This is a genomic window from Brachybacterium avium, from assembly GCF_002216795.1.
Taxonomy (GTDB): Bacteria; Actinomycetota; Actinomycetes; order Actinomycetales; family Dermabacteraceae; genus Brachybacterium; species Brachybacterium avium.
In genome coordinates, this window is record NZ_CP022316.1 from 2,082,241 (window position 1) to 2,107,641 (window position 25,401).

The 25,401-nt window shown below is 70.8% G+C and carries 18 protein-coding genes; 14 read left to right on the top strand and 4 right to left on the bottom strand.

The window, feature by feature from the left end:
* Positions 1-8: 8 nt before the first annotated feature.
* The 3 genes from CFK39_RS09410 to CFK39_RS09420 all read left to right on the top strand — a co-directional run bounded on the left by CFK39_RS09410 (position 9) and on the right by CFK39_RS09420 (position 4,059).
* Positions 9-1,352, top strand: a complete 1,344-nt coding sequence (locus CFK39_RS09410) for an MFS transporter (protein WP_245822416.1) — start codon at positions 9-11, stop codon at positions 1,350-1,352.
* A gap of 233 nt (positions 1,353-1,585) precedes the next feature.
* Positions 1,586-2,833, top strand: a complete 1,248-nt coding sequence (locus CFK39_RS09415; RefSeq protein WP_089065241.1) for a hypothetical protein — start codon at positions 1,586-1,588, stop codon at positions 2,831-2,833.
* Between the two features lie 74 nt (positions 2,834-2,907).
* Positions 2,908-4,059 carry a hypothetical protein gene (locus CFK39_RS09420; RefSeq protein ID WP_089065242.1) on the top strand — a complete coding sequence of 384 codons (1,152 nt, stop codon included), beginning with the start codon at positions 2,908-2,910 and terminating at the stop codon, positions 4,057-4,059.
* Between the two features lie 65 nt (positions 4,060-4,124).
* Here the strand turns inward: CFK39_RS09420 and CFK39_RS09425 are convergent, their stop codons facing one another.
* Together CFK39_RS09425 and CFK39_RS09430 are read right to left on the bottom strand one after the other, a co-directional pair.
* Positions 4,125-5,024 carry a hypothetical protein gene (locus CFK39_RS09425; protein ID WP_245822418.1) on the bottom strand — a complete coding sequence of 300 codons (900 nt, stop codon included), beginning with the start codon at positions 5,022-5,024 and terminating at the stop codon, positions 4,125-4,127.
* Positions 5,021-5,476: a hypothetical protein gene (locus tag CFK39_RS09430; RefSeq protein WP_245822420.1), complete on the bottom strand. Its 456-nt coding sequence runs from the start codon at positions 5,474-5,476 to the stop codon at positions 5,021-5,023. Before CFK39_RS09430 ends, CFK39_RS09425 begins: the two co-directional genes overlap by 4 nt.
* 386 nt (positions 5,477-5,862) lie before the next feature.
* Here CFK39_RS09430 and CFK39_RS09435 point away from each other — a divergent pair, with 386 nt between their 5' ends.
* Positions 5,863-6,927: a transglycosylase family protein gene (locus tag CFK39_RS09435; RefSeq protein WP_089065244.1), complete on the top strand. Its 1,065-nt coding sequence runs from the start codon at positions 5,863-5,865 to the stop codon at positions 6,925-6,927.
* 261 nt (positions 6,928-7,188) lie between these two features.
* Positions 7,189-8,694, top strand: coding sequence for a sugar transferase (locus CFK39_RS09440; RefSeq protein ID WP_245822422.1), 1,506 nt, complete (start codon positions 7,189-7,191; stop codon positions 8,692-8,694).
* A 271-nt stretch (positions 8,695-8,965) separates the two neighbouring features.
* Here CFK39_RS09440 and CFK39_RS09445 read toward each other — a convergent pair whose 3' ends face one another.
* The gene (locus CFK39_RS09445; protein ID WP_089065245.1) at positions 8,966-9,430 is read right to left on the bottom strand and encodes an FAD synthase family protein; all 465 of its coding nucleotides are present in this window, start codon (positions 9,428-9,430) and stop codon (positions 8,966-8,968) included.
* A 275-nt stretch (positions 9,431-9,705) separates the two neighbouring features.
* On the opposite strand from CFK39_RS09445, the gene CFK39_RS09450 reads away from it, so the two are divergent.
* The 8 genes from CFK39_RS09450 to CFK39_RS09485 all read left to right on the top strand — a co-directional run bounded on the left by CFK39_RS09450 (position 9,706) and on the right by CFK39_RS09485 (position 20,135).
* Positions 9,706-10,647 (top strand): methylenetetrahydrofolate reductase, encoded by a 942-nt coding sequence (locus CFK39_RS09450; protein WP_089065246.1) that lies wholly within the window; start codon positions 9,706-9,708, stop codon positions 10,645-10,647.
* Entirely contained in the window at positions 10,644-12,977 is a 2,334-nt protein-coding gene (gene metE / locus CFK39_RS09455) for a 5-methyltetrahydropteroyltriglutamate--homocysteine S-methyltransferase (RefSeq protein WP_089065247.1), read from the top strand. The genes CFK39_RS09450 and metE overlap by 4 nt, the downstream gene beginning before the upstream one ends.
* 73 nt (positions 12,978-13,050) lie before the next feature.
* Positions 13,051-13,974, top strand: a complete 924-nt coding sequence (gene rfbA / locus CFK39_RS09460) for a glucose-1-phosphate thymidylyltransferase RfbA (protein ID WP_089065248.1) — start codon at positions 13,051-13,053, stop codon at positions 13,972-13,974.
* Positions 13,971-14,975: a dTDP-glucose 4,6-dehydratase gene (gene rfbB, locus CFK39_RS09465; RefSeq protein WP_089065249.1), complete on the top strand. Its 1,005-nt coding sequence runs from the start codon at positions 13,971-13,973 to the stop codon at positions 14,973-14,975. The genes rfbA and rfbB overlap by 4 nt, the downstream gene beginning before the upstream one ends.
* Positions 14,976-15,018: 43 nt before the next feature.
* The gene (locus tag CFK39_RS09470) at positions 15,019-16,428 is read left to right on the top strand and encodes a sugar nucleotide-binding protein (protein ID WP_089065250.1); all 1,410 of its coding nucleotides are present in this window, start codon (positions 15,019-15,021) and stop codon (positions 16,426-16,428) included.
* Between the two features lie 67 nt (positions 16,429-16,495).
* On the top strand, positions 16,496-17,347 hold the full coding sequence (locus CFK39_RS09475; protein ID WP_089065251.1) for a PHP domain-containing protein: 852 nt from the start codon (positions 16,496-16,498) through the stop codon (positions 17,345-17,347).
* A 210-nt stretch (positions 17,348-17,557) separates the two neighbouring features.
* On the top strand, positions 17,558-18,625 hold the full coding sequence (gene tdh / locus CFK39_RS09480) for an L-threonine 3-dehydrogenase (protein ID WP_089065252.1): 1,068 nt from the start codon (positions 17,558-17,560) through the stop codon (positions 18,623-18,625).
* 292 nt (positions 18,626-18,917) lie between these two features.
* Positions 18,918-20,135, top strand: coding sequence for a glycine C-acetyltransferase (locus tag CFK39_RS09485; protein WP_089065253.1), 1,218 nt, complete (start codon positions 18,918-18,920; stop codon positions 20,133-20,135).
* A gap of 250 nt (positions 20,136-20,385) precedes the next feature.
* On the opposite strand, the gene CFK39_RS09490 is transcribed toward CFK39_RS09485, so the two are convergent.
* Positions 20,386-21,690, bottom strand: coding sequence for an MATE family efflux transporter (locus tag CFK39_RS09490; RefSeq protein WP_089065254.1), 1,305 nt, complete (start codon positions 21,688-21,690; stop codon positions 20,386-20,388).
* A gap of 206 nt (positions 21,691-21,896) precedes the next feature.
* Here CFK39_RS09490 and CFK39_RS09495 point away from each other — a divergent pair, with 206 nt between their 5' ends.
* Complete coding sequence (locus tag CFK39_RS09495; RefSeq protein WP_089065255.1) at positions 21,897-25,238, top strand: efflux RND transporter permease subunit; 3,342 nt, start codon at positions 21,897-21,899, stop codon at positions 25,236-25,238.
* Positions 25,239-25,401 lie beyond the last annotated feature (163 nt).

The window sequence follows — 25,401 nt, forward strand, 5'->3', positions numbered from 1 at the left end:
GTGAGCCGGTGATCCCCGACCCCAGCGCGCTGACCCCGGCGGTGCGCCGCAAGCCGTTGCTCGCCGTCCTCCTCGCCCCGCTGTTCATGGCCCTGATCGCCGTGAGCGTCATCAACGTGGGGCTCACCGCGATCGCTGAGGGCCTCGAGGCGGATACCGGCGAGCTGCAGTGGGTGATCTCCGGCTATGCGCTGGCCTTCGGCATGCTGCTGGTCCCGGCGGGGCGAGCGGGCGATGCGACCGGGCGCCGGCGCATGTTCATCATCGGGGTCGGGGTCTTCACCGCCGGCTCCCTGCTGTCCGGCTTCGCACCGAGCGCCGACATGCTCAACCTCGCTCGCATCCTGCAGGGCCTGGGCTCGGGGCTGCTGAACCCGCAGACCGTCGCGTTGATCCAGCAGCACTTCCGCGGCCATGACCGGGCGCGGGCGTTCGCACTGCTGGCCACCACGGCCGCCGTCGCCACCGCCGCTGGTCCCGTCTTCGGCGGGCTGCTGATCCAGATCCTCGGGCCCGAGTGGGGCTGGCGCTGGATGTTCCTGATGAACGCCCCGATCGGGGTGATCGCGATCCTCGGGGCCCTGAAGTACATCCCCGACGACAGGGCGCGGGGGAAGGGTCGGCCGGATCTCGATCCGGTCGGCGCGGTCCTGCTGTGCCTGGCGATCCTGTGCATCATGCTGCCCTTCCTCGAGCGCGGCGTGAGTGTGCTGGTGTGGTTGTCCTTCCCCGTCGGGCTGCTGATCCTCGGTGTGTGGTGGGTGTGGGAGCGGCGCTACAAGCGCCGCGGCCGCAGCCCGATGGTCGACACCGCGATCTTCGCCAACCAGGCTTTCCGCAACGGCATCCTCATCGTCGCGGTCTACTTCCTGGGTGCCACCAGCGTGTGGATCATCGTGCCGCTGTACCTGCAGATGCATCTGGGGCACACCGCCTTCGAGGCCTCCCTGATGGGTGTGCCCTCCTCGTTCGCCGCCGCGATCAGCTCCCAGGCCCTGGGCAAACGGGTGCTCACCTACGGGCGGCGCATGGTGATCGTCGGCTTCGGCGTCGCCTTCGTGGGACTGGCCGCCACCGCAGTGATGACCGGGTTCGTGGAGAACGGCGCAGTCGCCTTCTGGTGGCTGGCGGTGCCGCTGACCCTGATGGGCCTCAGCCAGGGCATGACCATCTCCCCGAACCAGACCCTCACCCTGAACTCCGTGGATCCGCGCTTCGGCGGTGTCGCCGGCGGCATCCTGCAGCTGGGCCAGCGCACCGGCGCCGCGATCGGGACCGCGATGATCCCCGGCATCATCTTCTCCCTCACCGAGGGGGCACCGCCTGGCTCGAGGCGTTCATCATCGCGCTGACCATCATCATGGCGCTCACCCTGGCAGCGATGGGTGTCAGCTTCGCCGACCGCGCCCGGGAGAAGGCGGGCAAGGGCGCACTCTGAGCCGTGCCGTGCCGTGCCGTGCCCTGCCGTGCGGGGCGAGGTCGGTCGTCCGGAGCTCGACCCCCGAGAACCGCTGGACAGTAGCCTGGACTACTGCGAGAGGACCGACCAGCGGACGCCGCGCACGGCGACCGGGGAGAGGAACGCATGGGGGAGCGAGGCCGCGACCGCAGCCGGGGGAGGCCCCTGCCGCTGGGCTGGGACGAGGAGGCCGTGCCCGCCGATCTGGGCGCCTCCACCTCGCGACCCGTTCCCGGACCCGGCGGCGACGGGGAGGCGGCCTCCGCGCCCGCCTCGCACGGCTGGTCGCGCCTGTCCCGCAGGAGCCGACGGCTGATCGCCCTGGGTGCGGTGCTGGTGCTGGTGGGGGGATTGCTCATCGCCCTCCCGCGTCTGCTCGGCGCCGCCACCGGCCCCGAGCAGGTCACCCGTGAGTTCCTGCAGGCCGTGGTCGACGGCGACCTCGAGACGGTGCGCGCCCACACCCAGGATGCCCGCGGCGTCAGCACCGCCGCGCTGACCGCGGAGGTCCTCACCGGGGCGGAGGACCGGCTGGACTCCTTCGAGATCCGGCACGTCGCGGTCGAGGCGGGCACCGCGACGGTCACCGCCGCACTGCGCACCGGGACCGAGAGCCGCGAGGGCACCTTCACCCTGACCTCGAGCGAGGTCGGTGCCTTCTCGCCGACGGTGTGGGAGCTGGCACCGGTGGCGCTGCCGGAGCTCCAGATCGACCTGACTCCGGGCGTGCAGGAGATCGAGATCGAGGGCGTCACCCTCCCCGTCGAGGACCTCCTGATGAACAGGGAGGAACACGCGCCGCGGATCGCGGTGCAGCTGCTCCCCGGCACCTACGACATCAGCGTGCCTCAGGTGACGCCTTGGACCGAGGTGCCGCAGCGCGCCCTGGAGGTGCCGGCCGCCTTCGAGAAGTCGGAGATCTCCGTCCACGACCTGCAGCTCGTCCTCGCCGACGACGCACGGGCCGAGGTGCAGCGCCAGGCCGATGCGATGCTGGAGGACTGCGCGGCCAGCACCTCGAGCATCCCCGAGGGATGCCCTTTCGCGGCGTGGGGCACGCAGGAGGACACGCCGGGCACGTGGACGCTCACCAGCTCACCCCGCATCGAATCGTTGCCGATCGCCGCCTTCCTCTGGACGCTGCAGGGCGCGGGGACCGCGGAGTTCACCCCGGCCGGCGATGCGGAACCGATCGAGGTGCCCTTCACGGTCAGCGGGACCGCGGCCATCAGCGGCCAGGGCGCACTGCAGGTGAGCGTGCCCGCCGAGGACAGCGAGCACTACGGCTACTGCACCGATGCGGAGAACGGGTACATCACCGGGGTGGTCGTCCTCGAGGAGCCCGGGCAGGACTTCAGCTCCGAGTGCGCCTGAGCGTCACGGCTATCGCGCACGCGCAACGGGCGCAGTATCCTCGACACAGGCGAAGACGCTGACCTGGGAGCGCTGTGGTCCGTGGACAGGAGCAGAGCACCGGCCGGACCATCCGCACGGGATGGACCGAGACCGACGACCCCCGCACGGCCCTGACGACGCCCGACGCCCCCGCCCGTCACCGCGGCCCGGGTGCGCGCCGCATCGCAGGCGCGTTGACGGTGCTCGCCCTGGTCGCGGTCGCGATGCCATGGCTGCTGCTGCGCGGGCAGGACCCCGAGGAGGTCGCGCGCGCCTATCTCGACGCCCTGATCGCCGGTGACCTCTCGACCGTGCGCGAGCATCTCGTCCCGATCGAGAGCGCAGTGGATGAGGCGCTGACCGAGCCGCTGCGCGAGGCCACCCCCGGCCGGATCGCCGGATACACCATCGAGGAGGTCGTGGTGCGCGGGGTCGTCGCGACCGTCCGCGTCACGCTGCGCAACGCTCGGGAGGAGCACGCCGCGGTGCTCACGCTGAGCGCCGTCCCCGACGGTCCGCTGCGCGCGCTGCGCTGGGAGCTGGAGCCGGTCCCGCTGCCGCTGCTGACCCTGGGGCCGCGGGCCAGCACCGGCGTGGTGCTCCTGAACGGCCAGCGGATCGAGATCCCGGCGGTGCACTGGACCGGCCGACGCACCGACCGGCCCAGCGTGGCGCTGCACGTGCTGCCGGGCCGGTACACGGTGGAGCTGCCGGCCACCGGCCCGCACCTGGTGCCCCGGACCGCGGAGGTCTATGTGCCCCCGGTGCTCGGGCACTGGCAGACCGGGCTGATCACCGTGGACTACCGGCCCAGCCGGGACGGGCTGAGCCGGGCACGGACGGTGATCCTCGAGGAGCTCGCGCAGTGTCTGCTCAGCGGCGTGGCCAGGCCCCCGGGTTGCCCCCTGGGCGCGGATCTCCCGGCGGACACCCCCGGCAGCTGGCTGCTGCTGGAGCTGCCGGAGATCAGCTACGGCGAGATGGTGGGCGACTCCTTCGACTACCGCGGTGAGGGTCTGGTCGCCGAGTTCATCACCGCGCAGGGCGGTGACGCACACGGCGGTGCACAGAGCGGCGAGCTCCCCGCGCCGGGACCCCGCGTGCACCGGATGAGCGTCGACTTCGGAGTGACCCTGCGCCAGGACGGGACCGGCCTCGAGGTCCAGCACTGGGCCTTCACCACGCTGCGCCCCTGGCCGCGGTGAGCAGCGCCGCCCGGCTCCCGCCCTCGCCGTCGGGCCGACGGACGGCGAGGCGGTCCTCCGGCCTGTCAGGAGGACCGGCGCACCCGCTGCCGCGGGAGGCGCAGCCGCTCCAGCGGCAGGAACGCCGCCCAGCACAGCGCGGTGGGCAGGAAGTGGATGCCCAGCAGCACCAGGGTGGAGACATGGAAGCCGAGGTACAGCGCGACCGCCGCGTACAGGGCCTTCCCGCGCAGGAACAGCACCACGGGGGAGAGGGTCTCCAGCGCGATCCCCGCCCACTGCGCAGGAATGAACACCCAGGGCGTGTACTCCACCAACCAGTGCGCGAGGCCGGTGCCGCGGCGTATCGAGGCCCAGGTGAGGATCGCGCTGTTGCCCCAGTTCGCGAGCGATCCCGAGTACAGGATCTTGGGGACGATGGAGAAGAAGTAGGTGGCCACCACCGCGATCTGGATCGCGCGCAGCGCCCAGCCGGCGGCCTCGCTGCGGGCGGGACCGCTGGTCATGGACCGGTCGTGCACGGCGACTGTGCCGTCGGGTCCGGGACCCGGCGCGCCTGCCACCGTGGGCAGCACGGCGACCGCCACCATCAGCGCCATGTGATCGTGGGCGATATAGCCGTAGGAGTTGCTGTAGAGCATCCACAGCCAGAACGCGATCGCGACCACCGTCCCGGTCAGCCGCGGCCGCCACCCCGCGATCCCCGCCGCGCAGCCGGCCAGGATCAGGACCAGCAGGGTGTACGCGATCGGTGCGGTCGCCGGCGGCAGGTGCAGCAGGCGGGCCAGCGCGACCGGCGTGAAGAACCCGGCGTTCCCGGCGTGGGCGAGCACGTCCCGCGAGAAGGTCAGCACGTCGATCGCCACGAAAGCGAAGATCAGCACCCGCAGCACCCGTACGCGGGCCAGCGGCAGCGCCGGGAACAGCACCGATCGGAGCCGGCCCGCAGGGCTCGTGCTGCTCACGGCGCCTCCCACCGGGTGACCTCGACCAGCTCGTCCTCGCCGTGTGCGGTGCCGTCCTGCAGCTGCGTGATCCGCTGGCACAGCACCAGCGCGTTCAGCGGCTCCCGATCGGCGTGACGCCGGTCGTACTCCGCCGCCAGCGGCGCCAGCAGCTGCGGGTCCGCTTCGATCGCGGCGAGGTTGTTCTCGACGTCGGCCCGCTCGATGCCCACGCTGCGCTGCCCGAACTGGATGTCGAAGGGTTCCTCGCCCTCCCGGATCCCCAGCAGGCAGGTGTTGACCACCTCGCCGTCGGGATCGGTGCCGCGGGAGAACTGGTCCAGCACCCCGAAGGGGAACAGGTCGTTGGACCGGGTCAGCCCACCCACGGCCAGCACCCCCACGCACGCCAGCACCACCAGCACCCGCCAGGTCATCGAGACCGCGGAGAGGCGAGAGGGGGAGGAGGGCACGGAAGGAGCGTATCGGGATCCCGTCGGTACCGGGGCCTGCGCTCGCCAGCCCGGCGCCCCATCCGTCGGGGCCTGGCGCCCCACCCGGCAGGCCCGGCACCCCATCCGTCGGGGCGCGGATGAAGGGGCCCGAGGGGCCGATGGCGCCGCCGACGGGGCAGGATCGCGGAGGCGCCGCTTGTACTCAATAATTCCGTCACTGTCATTCTTCTTTGTGGCAAATAGAGTAAAAGTTCCCCCAAGGATTGGCGCGGACTTGGCATCGGGAGTATTGAATGCCCTGGTGGGACGGGCATCGTGGGGTTGTGGGCCGACGTCTCGACGTCGGCCGTCCTCCACAGTTCTCTCCCGCATGTTTCCCCCGCGCCCCCTCCCAGGAGTTCCCGATGTCCGCACCCGCACGAGTCCCCACCCATCGCGCCGACGGCTCCGCGGTCTACTTCCGCGGCGCACGTGTCGCCCCGAAGATGGCCGCGGCCACCGGCGGCGCCGTGATCGCTGCGGGCCTGGGTGTCACCGGGGCCGGGGTCGCCTCGGCGGACACCGCCGTCTGGGATCGGGTCGCCCAGTGCGAGTCCACCGGCAACTGGTCGATCAACAACGGCAACGGCTACTACGGCGGCCTGCAGTTCTATCAGCCCACCTGGAAGTCCTTCGGCGGCCAGGAGTTCGCCACCTACGCGCATCAGGCCACCAAGTCCGAGCAGATCGCCGTCGCCCAGCGGGTGCTGGATCGCCAGGGCCCCGGCGCCTGGCCCGTCTGCGGCAAGCGCGCGGGCCTGACCCGCGCCAATGGTGGTGCGGACGCGAATGCACAGCCCGGCGAGCGCGGATCCGCCCCCTCCCGTGACAACGATCGTGTCTCTCCCGGTGCCCTCGCGGTCGACGGCAAGTTCGGCCCGGCCACCACCCGGGCCCTGCAGGGCTGGGTGGGCGTGAGCCAGGACGGCTCGCTCTCGCGAGGAGACATCAAGGCGCTGCAGGGCAAGGTCGGTGCCGTCCAGGACGGCAAGATCGGCTCGGAGACCACCCGCAAGCTGCGCGCCCAGATGGGTCTGGGCAGCAACGGGGTGTGGGACTTCCGCTCCAACTACTCCACCGTGAAGGCGCTGCAGGTCTTCCTCAACGACGGTGCTGTGTCGAGCGCGCCGTCGGCACCCTCCGCGCCGTCGGCCCCGAGCTCTGCCGACCTGGTCGTGGACGGGAAGTTCGGCCCGGCCACCACCCGGGCCCTGCAGGGCTGGGTGGGTGTGAGCCAGGACGGTTCGCTCTCCAGCAGCGACATCAAGGCGCTGCAGGGCAAGGTCGGCGCCGCCCAGGACGGCAAGATCGGCTCGGAGACCACCCGCAAGCTGCGCGCCGCGATCGGTCACGGCAACAACGGCGTCTGGGACTTCCGCACCAACTACTCCACCGTGAAGGCGCTGCAGCAGTACCTCAACGCCCACTGATCCACGGCGGGCAGCGCCCGCAGGAAGCATCACCGACGACGCGTCGGCCCCGTTCGGGGTCGGCGCGTCGTCGTCGTTGTGCGCCAGGTCTCCCCTTTGCGGTCCGGGAGAGGTATAGTCACATTCCAGGCAATAGGGACAAGTAAGGCAAAACGGACATCACGCCACGATCGACCGCGGCGAAGCGGGCGGGCCGGGCTCGATCCGATCGCCCGTCCCCTCCCTCGGCACTGAGAGGCACACGTGGCATTACCGCAGGCAGTGAACGCAGCTGGACCATCGATCCCGCTCTTCGGCGACCGGCATCCGCTGCGGGTCCCCGTCCGTCCGGCGAAGTCCCGCCGCACGGATCGCCGCGATGACCGTCTGCTGGTCTCGGCGATCGTCGCGGCAGATCTGCTGGCCCTCGCCCTGGCCTGCGTGGTCGCCCTCGTGATCCGCCAGAATCTTGCGTTCCTGGACTCCGCCCCGAACCTGCCCGAGTCCGTGCTGCGCAGCGCGGCAGTGATCGCGCTCGCCTGGATGTTCGCGCTGCGGTTCTCGGGGGCGACCAACCCCCGCCTGGTCTCGGCCGGGCCCGAGATCTACCGCAACGTGCTGATGGGGAGCCTCGGCGCCGTGGGCATCATCGGGGCCGTCCTCTTCCTGACCGACTACCCGCTCTCGCGCCCCTTCTTCGTCACCCTGTTCCTGGCGGGCCCGCTCTTCCTGCTGCTGGTGCGGGTCATCACCCGGCGCTGTGTGAATCTCGCCCGGACCCGCGGGCACCTGCGCTCGCAGGTGCTGGTGGTCGGCTCCACGGGGCATGTGCGCGGCATCGTGCGCACCCTGACCCGCGAGGTCTGGCTGGGCTACGACGTGGTCGGGGCGATCGCCCCGATCAGCGACGAGCGGCGCGAGGAGGATGCCGGGGTGCCGATCCTCGGCGACGAATCGCAGCTGCTGGATCTGGTGCGTGCCGAATCGCCCGACATCGTGCTGTTCACCGCAGGATCCTCCGCGAGCGCCGAGGAGTTCCGGCGTGTGGCCTGGGAGCTCGAGGGCCTCGAGGTCGGGGTGATCGTGGTGCCGGCCGTCAGTGAGATCTCCGGGGATCGGATCCGGATGCGGCCCGTGGCCGGACTGCCGCTGGTGCACATGGACCTTCCCCGTTCCCGCAAGGCCCTGAAGAAGGGCAAGCGCCTCTTCGACATCGCGGCCAGCGCCCTGCTGCTGCTGATGCTGTCCCCGATCCTCGCGGTCGTGGCGCTCTGCGTGCACCTCGGGGACGGGGGAGGTGTCGTGTTCCGCCAGCAGCGCGTGGGGCGCACCGGGCAGCCCTTCGAGTTCCTGAAGTTCCGCTCGATGGTGATGGACGCGGAGGCCCGCCGGGCGGAGCTCGAGCAGCTCGCCCGCGACCGCGGGAACGACGTGCTGTTCAAGATGTCCGACGATCCCCGCATCACCCGGGTCGGGAAGTTCCTGCGACGCTACTCGCTCGATGAGCTGCCACAGCTGTGGAACGTGCTGCGCGGGGATATGAGCCTGGTCGGGCCGCGGCCCGCCCTGCCCCAGGAGGTCAGCGGCTATGACGGCGACGCCCACCGGCGCCTGGCCGTGCGGCCCGGCATCACTGGCCTGTGGCAGGTCTCCGGGCGCAGCGACCTCTCCTGGGACGACACCGTGCGACTGGACCTGTTCTATGTCGACAACTGGTCCTTCATGCAGGACCTCCTGATCCTGGTGCGCACCGCGCGCGCCGTGCTGGCCTCCCGGGGCGCGTACTGAGCGACGCTTCCCCCGGGGCGGGGTGACACCTCCGCAGGAGAGACGTGCTGAGCTCTCCGGCGGGGGTGTTCCGCTGTCCGGGGTCAAGGGGTGGGTCGACGTCCCGGGCTCGACCTCCGGGGCCACGGCTGAGACGCCGCGCGCGCAGCGTGGAGCCGGCGCGCGCCGCTCGCGAAGGACCCCGGAGAGGATCTGCTCCTCTCCGGGGTCCGTTCATCCTGCGAAGTGCGGGCGCGGCCCGCTCAGCGCGCCGTCCGCGTGCTCCGGCTGGTCAATGCACTCCGGACGACTGGAGGCTCGCCGGTGCGGTCGCCTCCGAGGTCGCGGTGATCGCGGCGAGCGCTCGCCGCAGGGCGGTGCTGGAGGTGTGCATGGTGTAGGGGAGGTAGGTGATCTCGACCCCCACCTCGGCGAACTGCTCCTCGAGCAGAAGACCCTTGGGGGTGCCGCGCCAGTCGTCGCCCTTGAAGAAATGGGTGAAGCGGACCTCGCGCCAGGCGTCGAGCTTCGAGGGGCTGGTCTCGATGTGGACCTGATCGACGAAGCGCAGGCTCCTCACGATCGCGGCGCGCTCCTCGGTGGGGATGACGGGCTCGATGCCCTTGACCTCGCGGAGCATCTCGTCGCTCACCACCCCGGCGATCAGGACGTCGCACTGCTGCCTGGCCCGGCGCAGGAGGTTCAGATGGCCGACGTGGAAGAGGTCGAACGCCCCTGCTGCGTAACCGATCCGCATGGTCTGCTCCTGCTCATCGCGCCGACAGTGCTGACCTGCCGAACTCACCCCAGAAGACTACCTGGCAATTGCCGCAAAAGGTAGAAAACGGACATTCCTATCTTCTGGCGAGTCCGCTGGCGGGGTCGTGGCGGCGCCGACCTGCCGTGAATGGCCGATGCTAGGGATGACGGCGCATGACCTCCCGCGACCCTGTGCGAACGGCGCCGTCCCCCAGGTTCATACGGCCACACGATTCTTTTCGCCCGCCGGTCCGGGCCCGTAGTTTTCCGGCCATGACCGCCACCACCACGCTGCCCGAGCTCGAGCGCACCGCCCCTGTGCGCCACCGCCCCGCGCTCAGCTACGAGCTGTTCCCTGCGCGGTCCGACCACTCCTTCGAGCGGCTGCGCGAGACCGTCGTCCAGCTCGAGGCGACCGCCCCCGACTACGTCTCGGTCACCAGCCGCGCCGGGCACGGCAACCTCGGCCGCGTCCTCGAGCTCACCGAGCACGTGCTCGCCGAGACCAACCTGCGCCCCCTGGTGCACCTGACCTCGATCGGTTCGACCCGCGACCAGCTGGCTACGATCATCCATGCCCTGCTGGACCGGGGAGTGCGAGGGATCCTCGCCCTGCGCGGCGATCAGCCCGCCGGGCACCGCCTCGAGGACGACGAGATCCCCTTCGCCCGCCCGCTGATCGAGCTGATCCGTGAGAGCGAGCGCGAGCGCACCGCCGGGCTCGCCGGCGGGCGCGTCAGCATCGGCGTGGCCGCCTACCCGCACCGTCACCCGGAGTCACCTACCACCAGCCACGACACCGAGGTGCTGGTCGCCAAGGAGCGGGCCGGTGCTGACTTCGCCATCACCCAGGTGTTCTTCGACGCCGCCACCTACTGCGGTCTGCTCGAGCGCTCCCGCGCCGCCGGGATCCGGATGCCGCTGGTGCCCGGCTTCGTGCCCGCCACGAACCCCCGGCGCCTCGAACGGCTGGCCGTCCTGAGCGGCGTCGAGCCCCCACGCGATCTGCTCCACCAGCTGGAGCTCGCCGCCTCCGACGCCGAACGCCGCCGGATCGGAGTGCGCTTCACCGTCGACCTCGCTACCCGGGTGCTCGATGCCGGCGCCCCCGGACTGCACCTGTTCACCTTCAACCAGCACACCGACGCCCTCGACGTGCTCGACCACCTCGACCTGGACCGCTGGTCCGCCCCCTCGCTAGGAGATACCCGATGACCCTCGATCACACCCCACTGCCCGCCGCCACCCCGGTCGGCTACCCCCGCATCGGCCCCGACCGTGAGCTGAAGAGAGCCGAGGAGGCCTACTGGGCCGGCCGCATCGACCGCACCGAGTTCGCCCGCCGCACCCGCGAGCTGCGCCGCGCCACACGAGCCCGCCTCGCAGCGCTCGGCCTGGATGCCGCCGCCGCCGCCCCGGAGTCCTTCTCCCTCTACGACCAGGTGCTGGACGCCGCGCTCACCGTCGGCATCATCCCGGACCGCCTCGCCCCCGTGGTGGGGGCGGACGGCACGATCGACGACGACGGGCTCTTCGCCCTCGCCCGCGGCACCGCCGAGCAGCAGCCGCTGGAGATGACCAAGTGGTTCGACACCAACTACCACTACCTGGTCCCCGAGATCGGGCCCGGCACCGACCTCCACCTCGCCTCGACCCGCGTGGTGGACCTGTTCACCGAGTCCCTCGAGGACGGTGCTGGCACCCGTCCGGTCCTGGTCGGCCCCCTGACCCTGCTGCTGCTGGCCAAGCCGCAGGACGGCGCCCCCGCTGGCTTCGACCCCCTGGACCGCCTCGATGAGGTCGTGGAGATTTACGCGGAGCTCCTCGCGGCGCTGCGCGCGGCCGGTACCCCCTGGGTGCAGCTGGATGAACCCGCACTGGCCGCGGACCAGCGCGTCGATGCAGCCGAGCTCGCCGAACTCCTGCAGCGCTCGACCGGCCGCCTCGCCGCGCACCCGGACCGCCCCCAGCTGCTGGTGACCACACCGTACGGCGGCATCGGTGACCTGCTGCCGGCGCTGCTGGCCACCGGCGCGGAGGCCGTGCACCTGGATCTCACCCGAGGCGAGCTGCCCACTACCGCGCAGCTGGCCGGCGTGGACACGGTGCAGCTGGTCGCCGGGCTCGTCGAGGGCCGCTCCGTGTGGCGCACCGATCTGCCGACGGCCGCCGCGCGCCTGGCCGAACTCCGCGCCCGGGTCACCGCAGCCGGGGGAGAGGCCGACGCAGTCGTCGTCTCCACCTCCGTCTCCCTGCAGCACGTCCCCCACACCCTGGAGGCGGAGACGTCGCTGCCCGCAGAGCTGAGGGCCACCCTCGCCTTCGCGGACGAGAAGCTCACGGAGCTGGTCACCCTGGCCACCGGTGGCGTCGAGGAGGGGTCCGTCGACGGCCCTCGCTCCGTGCCCCGCACCTTCGAGGGAGTCCGCGTGGACGCCGTCCGTGAGCGCGCCGCGGCGGTGGCGCCCGCCGACACCGAGCGTGCCGCGTACGCCGAGCGGGCCGAGGAGCAGCGCCGGGCCCTGGGCCTGCCCGACCTGCCCACCACCACCATCGGCTCGTTCCCGCAGGTCGCCGAGGTGCGGGCGGCCCGCGCCGCCCACCGACGCGGCACGCTCGACGCCGCGGGGTACGAGCAGGCGATGAAGGACGAGATCGCCCGGGTGATCACCCTGCAGGAGGAGCTCGGGCTGGATGTCCTGGTCCATGGTGAGCCCGAGCGCAACGACATGGTCCAGTACTTCGCCGAGCACTTCGAGGGCTTCGCGACCACCGAGCACGGCTGGGTGCAGTCCTACGGCTCCCGCTGCACCCGCCCCTCGATCCTGTTCGGCGATGTGCACCGCCCCGCCCCGATCACCGTGGACTGGTCGACCTACGCCCAGTCGCTGACCCCGCATCCCGTCAAGGGCATGCTCACCGGGCCGGTCACCATCCTCGCCTGGTCCTTCGTGCGCGACGACCAGCCGCTTGGGGACACCGCCGCCCAGGTGGGCCTGGCACTGCGCGACGAGGTCACCGACCTCGAGGCCGCCGGGATCCGCATCGTGCAGGTCGACGAGCCGGCCCTGCGGGAGCTGCTGCCCCTGCGTGAGGCCGAGCAGGCGGACTACCTGGACTGGTCTGTGCGCTCCTTCCGCCTGGCCACCTCCGGAGCGGCCGCGGCCACGCAGATCCATACCCACCTCTGCTACAGCGAGTTCAATGTGGTCCTCGGCGCGATCGACGCCCTGGACGCGGATGTCACCTCGATCGAGTCCGCCCGCTCCCGCGGCGAGATCCTCGAGGCCCTCGAGCCCGGCGCGTTCCTCCGCGGCATCGGCCCTGGCGTGTGGGACATCCACTCCCCGCGCGTGCCCGGCCCGACGGAGATCGCCGAGCAGCTGCGCCGCGCCCGCGCGGTGGTCGACCCCGGCCGGCTGTGGGTGAACCCCGACTGCGGTCTGAAGACCCGCGGCTACGTCGAGACCGAGGCGAGCCTGCGCCATCTCGTGCAGGCGGCCCGCGAGGTGCGTGCCGAGGCGACGGCGACGGCGAGCGTCTGAGGCGCGGCGGCCCGGGCACGGTTCGGGCCGCCCCTCCCTTTCATTTTCCGGGCAAATCGGACATACTGGTCCCATGAGAGGGATCATTCTTGCCGGTGGCACGGGGTCACGACTGCACCCGTTGACGATCGGCGTTTCCAAACAGCTGATGCCGGTGCACGACAAGCCGATGATCTACTACCCGCTGAGCACCTTGCTGCTCGCAGGGATCCGGGAAGTCCTGATCATCACGACACCGGAGGATCAGGCGGCCTTCCGTCGGGTGCTGGGTGACGGCGAGCGCTTCGGCATCGATCTGCAGTACGCGGTGCAGCCGTCACCGGACGGGCTGGCACAGGCGTTCACCATCGGCGAGGAGTTCCTCGATGGGGGCTCGGCCGCGCTGGTCCTCGGCGACAACCTGTTCTACGGGCAGGGGATGGGGGCGCAGCTGCGCCGCCATCAGGAGCTGGAGGGTGCGGCCGTGTTCGGCTACTGGGTCAACGATCCCCGGGCCTATGGCGTGGTGGAGATGGGTCAGGACGGCCGGGCCCTCTCCCTGGAGGAGAAGCCGACCCATCCCCGCTCGAACCTGGCGGTGCCGGGACTGTACTTCTATGACGAGACGGTGGTGGAGCGGGCCAGGGCCCTGACCCCGTCGGCACGAGGGGAGCTGGAGATCACCGATCTGAACCGCACGTATCTCGAGGACGGGTCCCTGCAGGTCGAGGTGCTCACCCGGGGAACGGCGTGGCTGGACACCGGGACCTTCGAGGACCTCGCTGCGGCGGGGGAGTTCATCCGCACCGTCCAGCAGCGGCAGGGGCTGTCCATCGGCGCACCCGAGGAGGTGGCCTGGAGGATGGGCTACCTCAGCGATGAAGAGCTGCGCGAGCGGGCGCTGCCGCTGGTGAAATCCGGCTACGGCCGCTACCTGCTCGACGCCCTCGAGCGCGAGCTCGCCGACCGTCCCCTCCAGCTCAGCCCGTCGGCGGCGGCACTGCGAGCGTCGGCATGAGCGCCCGTCATCTCCTGGTCACCGGTGGTGCGGGGTTCATCGGCTCCGCTTTCGTCCATCACGTCATCGAGCGCACCGAGGACACGGTCACGGTGCTGGACAAGCTCACCTATGCCGGTCATCGCGCCTCGCTCGAGGATCTGCCGGCGTCCCGAGTCCGCCTGGTGGTGGGCGATGTGGCCGACGCCGCCGTGGTGGACCCGCTGGTCGCGAGCGCCGATGCGGTGGTGCACTTCGCGGCGGAGTCCCATAACGACAACTCGCTGCACGATCCGGGCCCGTTCCTGCAGTCCAACCTCATCGGCACCTTCACGCTGCTGGAGGCGGTGCGGCGGCACGGGACGAGGTTCCACCACATCTCGACCGACGAGGTCTACGGCGATCTCGCGCTCGATACGCCGGAGCGGTTCACCGAGTTCACCCCGTACAACCCCTCCAGTCCCTACTCGGCCACGAAGGCAGGCAGTGATCTGCTGGTGCGGGCGTGGGTGCGGTCCTTCGGGGTGGCGGCGACGATCTCGAACTGCTCGAACAACTACGGTCCGCGCCAGCATGTGGAGAAGTTCATCCCGCGGCAGATCACGAACCTGATCGACGGGATCCGTCCCCGGCTGTACGGGGCGGGGTTGAACGTGCGCGACTGGATCCATGCCGAGGACCACTCCAGCGCCGTGCTGCGGATCCTGGAGGCCGGGGAGATCGGGCGGACGTATCTGATCGGGGCCGACGGGGAGAAGAACAACAAGCAGGTCGTGGAGCTGATCCTGACCATGATGGGCCGCGACAGCGACGACTACGACCACGTCGCCGACCGGCCCGGGCACGATCTGCGCTACGCGATCGACGCCGCGCCCCTGCGCGATGAGCTGCAGTGGTCCCCGCGGTTCCGGGACTTCGAGGCCGGTCTGGCTGCGACGATCCTGTGGTATCGGGAGAATGAGGACTGGTGGCGTCCGCAGAAGGCCGCCACCGAGGCGAAGTACCAGGCCGTCGGGCAGTGACCGCGCAGGCGGTCCGCTGCCGCCGCGCGATCGAGAGGACCCTATGACCGAGCTCGCCGTCCATCCCACGCCGATCCCGGGCCTGCTGGTGATCGATCTGCCCGTGCACGGTGATGCGCGCGGCTGGTTCAAGGAGAACTGGCAGCGGGAGAAGATGGTCGCTGCAGGGCTGCCGGACTTCGGCCCGGTGCAGAACAACATCTCCTTCAACCACGCCGTGGGCGTGACCCGCGGGATCCATGCCGAGCCCTGGGACAAGTTCATCTCCGTCGCCACCGGGCGCGTGTTCGGTGCCTGGGTGGATCTGCGTGAGGGGCCCAGCTTCGGCGCGGCCTACTGGCACGAGATCGGCCCGGACGTGGCGATCTTCGTCCCCCGCGGCGTGGGCAACGCCTTCCAGACCCTCGAGGCGCCGGCCGCCTACACCTACCTCGTCACCGATCACTGGTCCGAGGCGGCGCAGGCGCAGTACACCTTCCTGCACCTGGCCGATGAATCCGCCGCGATCCCCTGGCCGATCCCGCTGACGGACGCGGAGCTCTCGGTCAAGGACCAGAACCATCCACGCCTGGCGGACGTCGTGCCCGTCCCGCCGCAGCGCACCCTGGTGATCGGTGGGAACGGCCAGCTCGGCCGTGCCTTATCGGCGCTCTGGAAGGACCGCACCGACGTCGACGTCGTCGGCCGTGACCGGCTGGACCTCGCCGATCCCGCGAGCCTGGACGCCTTCGACTTCTCGCCCTACGCCGTGATCGTCAACGCCGCCGCCTTCACCGCGGTCGACGCGGCGGAGACCACCGACGGACGGCGAGAGGCATGGGCCGTGAACGTCACCGGCCTCGGCCGCCTGGTCGAGGCCGCCCGCTCCCACCATGCCGCCCTCGTGCACGTCTCCAGCGACTACGTCTTCGATGGCTCGCAGGACGTGCACGGTGAGGACGAACCGCCCAGCCCCCTCGGCGTCTACGGGCAGACCAAGGCCGCCGGCGATCAGCTCGTGGCCACCCTGCCGGAGCACTACATCGTCCGCACCAGCTGGGTCATCGGCGAGGGCGGGAACTTCGTCGCCACCATGGCGGGCCTCGCCCAGCGCGGCATCGACCCGGCCGTGGTCGATGACCAGATCGGCCGCCTCGCCTTCACCGACGATCTCGCCGCTGCGATCGATCACCTGCTCACGCATCGCCCCGCGGCCGGGGTCTTCAACGTCACCTGCGACGGTGAGCCGGCCAGCTGGGCACGCCTCGCCTCCGAAGTGTTCGCTCTGACCGGCCATGACCCGGCTCGCGTGAGCCCCGTCAGCACTGCGGAGTATTACGCCGACAAGGACGGCATCGCCCCCCGCCCGGCCCACTCGACCCTGGACCTGTCCAAGATCCGCGCCACCGGCTTCACCCCGCGCGAGCAGCTCGCCGCGCTGCGCGAGCATCTGCGAACGGGTGCGCCGTCCTGACCCTGCGCTCGCGCACCAGGGCGAACAGCGGGCACGGGCCGCCCACCCTCTGTGCCACCCTGAGCCCATGACCCTCCCCGCCGACAGTCACGTGCACAGCGAGTTCTCCTGGGACACCGGGGGCCCCGACAGCGCCGCCCGCGGCACCATGGAGGCCACCTGCGCCCGCGCCGTGCGCATCGGGCTGCCGGCGCTGTTCTTCACCGAGCACCTCGACCTCGAGACCGCCTGGTTCACCGATCCCGAGGACTTCGGCGACCACGAACGGCACCTGGTGGGGGAGGACGGGATCGTCGCCGTGCCCCGCTTCGACGTCGAGGGCTACTTCGAGAGCATCGAGCGCTGCCGGGCCGCGTTCCCGCTCCTGCGGATCGGCACCGGGCTCGAGGTGGGCCAGCCCCATCTCCGTCTCGAAGCCGCCGCGACCGATCTGGACCTGACCCGCTTCGACCGGATCCTCGGCTCGCTGCACACCCTCGAGTTCGAAGGCCGACGGGTCGAGCCCAACACCCTGTACCGCCGGCTACCCGCAGAAGAAGTGGTGCGCCGCTACCTCGCCGAGATCCCCGACCTGGTGGCCGGGGACGAGCCCTTCGAGATCGTCACCCACCTGGACTATGCGCTGCGCTACTGGCCCGAGGACGAAGAGGGACCGTTCGACCCGCGCAGCGTCGAACAGGAGCTGCGCGGTGCGATGGCCGTGATCGCCCACAGCGGCCGCGCTCTCGAGATGAACACCCGCCGACTCTGGCCCTGGATGCCGCAGTGGTGGGCCGAGGAGGGCGGTCGCGCGATCAGCCTGGGCAGCGATGCCCACACCCCCGCGGCGCTCGCCCACGGCTTCCCCGAGGCGGCGGCGATGGTCGAGGCGGTCGGCTTCAAGCCCGGTCGCGATCCGCGCGAGCTCTGGCAGCGCTGACCGGGCGCTGACCTGGGAGCGCTCCTCCACCCGCTGCTTCGGGCCGCGCCGAACCCGGGACGTGCCCGCGGTGCACTCCGACCCGTATCCTCGTCGGGGCGGTACCCACCCGGAAACCGCCGCCCCGCGACGGCACGATGCCCACCCCCGCATCGTGCATCAGCAGCGGGAGCACAGCGCTCCGGTGAGGAGCACGGACGAGGAGGTCTGATGCGCGCACTGCGCAAGGTCGCGCCCGGAGCCGGGCTGGAATGGACAGACGTCGAAGAGCCCGGCTGCGGTCCCTGGGACGTGAAGGTGCGGGTGCTGCGTGCCGGGATCTGCGGCACCGACCTGCACATCCTCGACTGGGACGCCTCCGCCGAAGCGATGTGTGACGCGGTGCCCTTCACCCCGGGCCACGAGTTCTACGGCGAGGTGGTCGAGGTCGGTGAGGAGGTCGCCGACGTGCGCATCGGCGACCGCATCTCCGGCGAGGGCCACGTGGTGTGCGGGGTGTGCCGCAACTGTCGCGCCGGCCGCCGCCAGATGTGCATCCGCACCCGTTCCATCGGCGTGCAGCGCGACGGTGCCTTCGCCGAATACGTGACCCTCCCGCACCAGAACGTGTGGGTGCACGAGCACGACGGCGGCGAGGAGCTGATCAGCCCCGAGCTCGGTGCTGTCTTCGACCCGCTCGGCAACGCCGTCCACACCGCGCTGAAGTTCCCGGTGGTGGGGGAGGACGTGCTGATCACCGGCGCCGGCCCGATCGGACAGATGGCCGCCGCCGTCGCCCGCCACGCCGGGGCCCGCTACATCACCATCACCGACATCTCCCCGCAGCGCCTGGTCATGGCCGAGGACTGCGGCGCCGACGTGGTGCTCGACGTCGCCGACTCCCGTGTGCGTGATGCCCAGCGGCGCCTGGGGATGCGGGAAGGCTTCGACGTGGGATTGGAGATCTCCGGGCAGGCCCGAGCCCTGCAGGAGATGATCGAGAACATGAACCACGGCGGTCGGATCGCGCTGCTGGGCCTGCCCTCGAAGCAGTTCGAGATCGACTGGACCATGGTCGTCACGCGGATGATCACCCTGCAGGGCATCTACGGCCGCGAGATGTTCGAGACCTGGAACGCGATGTCCGCGATGCTCAGCACCTCGGAGACGCTCCGCGCCGCCATCACCCGCACCATCACCGACGTGCTGCCCGCCAGCCAGTGGGAGCGCGGCTTCGAGGTCGCCAAGGCCGGCACCGCAGGGAAGGTCGTGCTGGACTGGAGCACACTGGACGACTGACCCGCCGCCCCTCACCCCGTCCGCACCCCGCGCCGCCCGCCTTTCACCCCGGGCGTCCCTCATCCCGACCACCCCGCACCCCGCGACGCACACCGCCCCGCACGCCGCGCACCCCGACCGCTGCGCACCCCGACCGCATCGCGAAAGGTTCCACCCGGACGGTACTTTTCCCGACGTCGCGTCTCCCGACCGGACCCGCGTCGTGAAAAGTTCCGCCTCAGCGGTACTTCTCTCGCCGCTGCTGTAGATCGCTCATCGCCACCGACCCCGCCCCACCCCTGGAAGGACTCCCATGTACACCGCCCTCAAGGACCAGCTGACCGCCGAGCTCGCCGAGATCGAGCAGGCCGGAACCTTCAAGCACGAGCGCGTCATCTCCACCGCGCAGGGGAACCGGATCACCGCGGGCCCGATCGGCCGTGACGGCGCGGAGGTGCTGAACTTCTGCGCCAACAACTACCTCGGCCTGGCGGATGACCCCCGACTGCTCGAGGCCGCGAAGAAGGCCCTGGACGAGCGCGGCTTCGGCATGGCCTCGGTGCGGTTCATCTGCGGCACCCAGGACCTCCACCTGCAGCTCGAGCGCGCCGTCTCCGACTTCCTGGGCACCGAGGACACGATCCTGTTCTCCTCCTGCTTCGACGCCAACGGGGCTGTGTTCGAGCCGCTGTTCGGCACGGAGGACGCGATCATCTCCGATGCGCTGAATCACGCCTCCCTGATCGACGGCATCCGCCTGTCCAAGGCCGCCCGCTTCCGCTACCGCAATGCGGACCTCGACGACCTGCGCACTCAGCTCGAGGCGGCCGCGGCCCTGCGCGACGGGCAGGGCGCCCGCCGCACCATCATCGTCACCGACGGCGTCTTCTCCATGGATGGCTACCTCGCCCCGTTGCCGGGCATCTGCGACCTCGCCGAGGAGTTCGGTGCGCTGGTGATGGTCGATGACTCCCACGCCACGGGCTTCATGGGCGCCACCGGCGCCGGCACCCCCGAGCACTTCGGGGTCTCGGATCGCATCGACCTCTTCACCGGCACCTTCGGCAAGGCGCTCGGCGGTGCCAGCGGAGGCTACGTCTCCGGTCGCGGCGAGATCGTGGCGATGCTGCGCCAGAAGGGGCGCCCCTATCTCTTCTCCAACTCGCTGGCCCCGTCGATCGTGGCCGCCACCCTCACCGCGCTCGAGCTGGTCGAGGGCAGCGGCGAGCTGCGCGAGACCCTGTTCCGCAACGCCGAGCTGTTCCGTCGGCGGATGAGCGAGGAGGGCTTCGAGCTGCTGCCCGGCGAGCACGCGATCGTCCCGGTCATGTTCGGGGATGCGTCCCTCGCGGCGAAGGTCGCCGACGCGATGCTCGAGAACGGCGTGTTCGTCACCGCCTTCTCCTACCCGGTGGTCCCGCAGGGCAAGGCCCGGATCCGGGTGCAGCTCTCCGCCGCACACACCGAGGCCGATATCGAGACCGCGGTCCAGGCCTTCGTCGCCTCCCGCGCCGCGGTCCAGGGGGAGTGACCCCCGGCGGGCCCGATCTCGCCGCACCCCGGCCGTGTGCCGGCCCGGCCTGGTCCGACTCGCTCCGGTCGGCTGCATCCAGTGGCGCTCACCCAGCATGCGCGCCCCGTCTGCGCGGTGGTGTGCTGGCAGAGCGCCGGTGGATGCATCGGAGCGGTAGGGCTGACTACCGCTGCTCGTGCTGACCGCCTCTGCCCGCCCCGCCTCTGCCCGCCCCGGCTCTGCCCGCCCCGGCTCCGCCCGCCCCGGCTCAGCCGCCCAGCCGCATCCAGTCGTCGGTGCGGACCCGCAGGCCGAGGCTGATCGCCCGCAGCACCATGAACAGGAAGTTGCAGGCCAGCCAGAGCATCGCCAGGCCCAGCGGCCCCTCCGGCGACCACCACGCCACCGCGATGGCGCCCGGCATGATGGCGACTGCGATCAGAGCCCCGACCTTCGCGAGGTACGGAGCGTCGCCCGCCCCCATCAGCACGCCGTCCAGCACGAATACGTATCCGGCCACCGGCTGGGCGAGCACCAGCACCCAGAGCGCGGCACGCAGGTTCTCCTGCACCGCGAGGTCGGGGGTGAACCAGCCGGGGACCACGTAGCTGGCTCCCAGCAGGATCACCGACACTGCCGCGCCGCCGCCCACCCCCCAGCTCATCAGGCGCCGGGTCACCGCATGCACGGTGGCCGGGTCCGAGGCGCCCAGGTAGCGACCGGTCAGGGCCTGGCCCGCGATCGCCAGGGAGTCCAGCGCGAGGGAGAGCGCCGTGAACACGGTCGTGGCGAGCTGGTGGGCGGCGAGCTGCACATCACCCAGGCGGGTGGCGACCACGGTCGCGGCGATCACGACCACGCGGAGCCCGAGCGTGCGCACGAACATCGGCACCGCATCTCGGCCCACGGCCACCAGGTTCCCCAGGTGCGGGGTCAGCGAGATGGCTTCCCGGCGGGCGCGGTGGACGATCACCCCCAGCAGCACGGCCACCATGCCCCACTGGCACACGACGGTGCCGAGCGCGGAGCCGGCGATCCCCAGGTCCAGGCCGAAGATCAGCACGGCGTTCAGCGGGATGTTCACCAGCGCCCCGCCGACGGCCACCACCAGCGGCAGCTTCGCATCCTGCAGGCCGCGCACCAGACCGGTCGCGGCTTGGACGGCGAGCATCGCCGGCAGCCCGAACGCGCTGATGCGCAGATAGATCAGCGCCTCGGTGAGGACGTCGGGGGAGGGCCCGAAGGCGGCCAGCAACGGCTCCCCGGCCACCACCAGCAATGCGGTGGCCAGCGCGCCGACCACCAGCGCGAGCCAGCAGGCGTCGATCCCGCGGGAGATCGCCTCTCGGGTGCGGCCGGCGCCGAAGGAGCGGGCCACCGCCGCGGTCGTGGAGTAGGCCAGGAAGATCGCCAGGCCCACGATCGTGGTGAGCACGGTCGAGGCCAGGCCCAGGCCGGCCAGCGAGGTGGTCGAGACCCGCGCGATGAAAGCCGAGTCGGTGAGGAGGAACAGTGGCTCCGCCACCAATGCACCGAGGCTCGGGATCGCCAGCAGCAGGATTTCCCGGTCCACCGTCCGCCGAGCGCGCTCCTCACGGGGGGAGTGATCGGGGAAGAAGAGGCAGACACTCCTCTATTGTGCGGCCCGGTCACCGACGATCGTCGGATCCGAATTCGCAGACAGTCGTGAGAGAGTTCCCGCGGAGGACTCGACGCCGCCCTGAGGGTATGGCGACGGGCCGGACCGCCACCCGTCGCGCACGATCCCAGAGGAGCAGGATGAATCGCCTCGCCACGCTGAGCCTGAACAACAGGTCCTTCATCGCCCTGGTGTGCATCGCCGTGTCGATCATCGGCATGCTGATCATGACCACGATGCGCCAGGAGCTCATCCCCTCGGTCTCGCTGCCGCAGATCCAGGTGATGACCACCGCTCCCGGCTCCTCCTCCGAGCAGGTGCAGGATCGGATCACCGGTCCTGTCGAGCAGTCCGTCAGCGGGCTGGAGAACGTCGAGGGCACCTCGTCGAGCTCACAGGCGGGCATGTCGATGGTCACCGTCGAGCTCACCTACGGCTCCGACGTGGCTCGTGCCTCCAACCAGGTCGACGCCGCGCTGAGCCGCATCGAGGACCAGCTGCCGGAGTCCGCGGACCCGCAGGTGATCGCCGGCGGCACCAGTGATCTGCCGGCCGTGGTGCTGTCCGTCTCCTCGGATCTGGACCCCTCCGACCTCGCCTCCCGGCTGGATGCCTCGGTCACCTCCGAGCTCGAACGCGTCGACGGCGTCTCCTCGGTGGCCGTGATCGGTGCCCCTGAACAGATCGTGCGCATCACCCCGGACGAGGATGCCCTCGCGGAGAACGGCCTCACCGAGGACGACATCTCCACCGCTCTGGACGCCAGCGGGCTCTCCCTGCCCGGCGGGTCCGTCGTGGACGGGGACCGCACGCTGGACGTGGTGCTCGGCCAGGGCGTCGGCAGCATCGAGAGCCTCGAGCAGATCGTGCTGATGCCAGCAGACAGCGGCGGCCAGGACACGGAGGGCCCGGACGCGGCGCAGGGGCAGCAGCCCGCGCAGCCGGTCACCCTCGACGAGGTCGCCTCCGTCGAGCGCACCATCCAGGACCCCACCTCGATCTCCCGCACCAACGGCCGTGAATCGCTCGTGGTGATGGTGACCGCGACGGTCGACGGCAATGTCGTGGACGTCTCCGAGGGCGTCGAAGGGGTGCTCGCAGACACGCTGCCGGGCGTCGGCGGCAACGCGAAGGCGGACGTCGTCTTCGACCAGGCCCCCTTCATCCAGGAGTCGATCCTCGCGCTCGCCGAGGAGGGCCTGCTGGGCCTGCTCTTCGCCGTCGGCGTGATCCTGCTGTTCCTGCGTCGGGTGCGGCCGACGGTCGTCACCGCGATCTCGATCCCCACCTCGCTGCTGATCGCCTTCATCGGCATGTACGTCACCGGGTACACGCTGAACATGCTGACCCTGGCGGCGCTGACCATCTCCATCGGCCGGGTGGTCGACGACTCGATCGTGGTGATCGAGAACATCATGCGCCACCTCGCCTACGGCAAGACCAAACGCAGAGCGATCCTCGACGCGGTCGGGGAGGTCGCCGGCGCCATCACCGCCTCGACCCTCGCCACCGTGGTGGTGTTCCTGCCGATCGCGGTGGTCGCCGGGATGGCCGGGGAGCTGTTCCGGCCCTTCGCGCTGACCGTCGGCATCGCGATGCTCTCCTCGCTGCTGGTGGCGCTGACCATCGTCCCCGTGCTCGCCTACTGGTTCCTCAAGGCGCCCAGGGGCCAGGAGTCCGTCGATCCCGACGACGCCGCCCAGGTCGCACGGATCCGCGAGCAGGCGGAGGAGAAGGAGGAGAGCAGCTGGCTGCACCGGATGTACGCACCGCTGCTGCACCTGGTCACGGATTCGCTGCCCCGCCGCCTGCTCACCGTCGGCGCATCGATCCTGGTGCTGGTGGGCACGGTGTTCCTGATCCCGCTGGTGAACATCAGCTTCCTCGGCGACACCGGCCAGAACATCGCCTCCCTCACCCAGACCCTCCCCGCCGGCAGCAGCCTCGAGCAGTCCTCCGACAAGGCCGCTGAGAGCGAGGAGGCGCTGTTGGATCTCGACGGTGTCCAGACCGTCCAGACCACCATCGGCGGCGGCGGCTTCGGCTTCGGCGGTGCCAGCTCGAACGAGGTCAGCTTCTCGATCACCACTGATCCCGATGCCGACCAGGAAACTCTGCTCGACACGATGGTGACGACCCTCGAGGCCCTGCCCGAGCCCGGCACCATCGAGGCAGCGGACATCGCCTCACCCACCGGCTCCAGCTCCGTGGACATCCTCATCACCGGGCCCACCACCGAAGCCCGCCAGGAGGCGAACGATGCGATCCTCGCCGAGCTCGATCCGCTGCCCAGCGGCGTCTCCGAGGTCAGCAGCGATCTCCAGGCGGACCAGCCCACCGCGGTGGTCACCGTGGACCGGGAGGCCGCCGCCCAGCGCGGACTCACCGAGGAGGCCGTGATCGGGATGGTCGCCCAGCAGATGTACCCCGGCGCGATCGGGACCATCACCCTGGACGACAACGAGCTGGACATCTACGTCGCAGGCGGCGAGAACATCGACACCTTCACTCAGCTGAAGGACCTGACGCTGATGGGCTCGATCCCGCTGCAGGACGTCGCGACGGTCGAGGAGGAGCTCTCGCGCCCCTCGATCTCCACCCAGGACTCCCTGGAGACCGTCACCGTCTCCCTCACCCCGGCGAGCGAGGACGTCGGAGTGGCGACCGATGCGGCGAACGACGCGATCGAGGAGGCGGAGCTGCCCGAGGGCGTCGAGGCCACGCTCGGCGGCACCGCCGCGGACATCGACGAGACCTTCGGCCAGCTCGGCATCGCCATGCTCGCCGCGATCCTGCTGGTGTACGTGCTGCTGGTGTGGATCTTCAAGTCCCTGATCCAGCCGCTGATCCTGCTGGTCTCGATCCCCTTCGCCGCCACCGGTGCGCTGGGGCTGCTGGCCCTCACCGGCGTGCCGCTGGGGCTGCCCTCGATGATCGGCCTGCTGATGCTGGTCGGCATCGTGGTCACCAACGCGATCGTGCTGATCGACCTGGTCAACCAGTACAGACGTCACGGGATGACCCTTGACGAGGCTCTCCATGTGGGTGCCGCCAAGCGTCTGCGGCCGATCCTGATGACCGCCGCCGCGACCATCTTCGCGCTGGTCCCGATGGCGCTGGGCATCACCGGCAACGGCGGCTTCATCGCCCAGCCGCTGGCCGTGGTGGTCATCGGCGGCCTGGTCTCCTCGACCCTGCTGACCCTGGTCATCGTGCCGGTGCTCTACCGCATCGCCGAGGGCCCGGGGGAGCGCAAGCGGGTGAAGGAGGAGGCGCAGCTCGCCCAGCTGCGGGAGACCCGCGAGCGGGCCGAGGCGGAGAAGCGCCGGTCACGGGAACATGCCGCGACGGTGCCCGACGAGGGCTCAGCGGGCAGGGGCCACGTGGACACCGCAGACGACGAGCAGGGCAAGGGCCGTCGCGGCTCCCTCAAGGAACGTGGTGGGCTGCTGCGGATCCTGCGCGAGCGCCGCCGCCGCTGACCCCTCTGCGGATCGTTCCACAGCTCGTGCCGACCCCGCTGGCTTCACCACGGTCAACGGGGCCGCGCACGCCGAGGGAAGCACGTTGCTGCCGTCACCGGCGCATCGTAGTCTTCACAGACATGAGCCCACCGGGCGGAGGCGCCCTCGGACCTCTCGTCCG

Bases quoted from the DNA above. Each gene is read 5' to 3' on its own strand.
- CFK39_RS09435 (WP_089065244.1), top strand. From the start codon at position 5,863: ATGTCCGCACCCGCACGAGTCCCCACCCATCGCGCCGACGGCTCCGCG.
- CFK39_RS09495 (WP_089065255.1), top strand. From the start codon at position 21,897: ATGAATCGCCTCGCCACGCTGAGCCTGAACAACAGGTCCTTCATCGCC.
- rfbB (WP_089065249.1), top strand. From the start codon at position 13,971: ATGAGCGCCCGTCATCTCCTGGTCACCGGTGGTGCGGGGTTCATCGGC.
- rfbA (WP_089065248.1), top strand. From the start codon at position 13,051: ATGAGAGGGATCATTCTTGCCGGTGGCACGGGGTCACGACTGCACCCG.
- CFK39_RS09475 (WP_089065251.1), top strand. From the start codon at position 16,496: ATGACCCTCCCCGCCGACAGTCACGTGCACAGCGAGTTCTCCTGGGAC.
- CFK39_RS09470 (WP_089065250.1), top strand. From the start codon at position 15,019: ATGACCGAGCTCGCCGTCCATCCCACGCCGATCCCGGGCCTGCTGGTG.
- CFK39_RS09445 (WP_089065245.1), bottom strand. From the start codon at position 9,430: ATGCGGATCGGTTACGCAGCAGGGGCGTTCGACCTCTTCCACGTCGGC.
- CFK39_RS09450 (WP_089065246.1), top strand. From the start codon at position 9,706: ATGACCGCCACCACCACGCTGCCCGAGCTCGAGCGCACCGCCCCTGTG.
- CFK39_RS09415 (WP_089065241.1), top strand. From the start codon at position 1,586: ATGGGGGAGCGAGGCCGCGACCGCAGCCGGGGGAGGCCCCTGCCGCTG.
- tdh (WP_089065252.1), top strand. From the start codon at position 17,558: ATGCGCGCACTGCGCAAGGTCGCGCCCGGAGCCGGGCTGGAATGGACA.
- CFK39_RS09485 (WP_089065253.1), top strand. From the start codon at position 18,918: ATGTACACCGCCCTCAAGGACCAGCTGACCGCCGAGCTCGCCGAGATC.
- metE (WP_089065247.1), top strand. From the start codon at position 10,644: ATGACCCTCGATCACACCCCACTGCCCGCCGCCACCCCGGTCGGCTAC.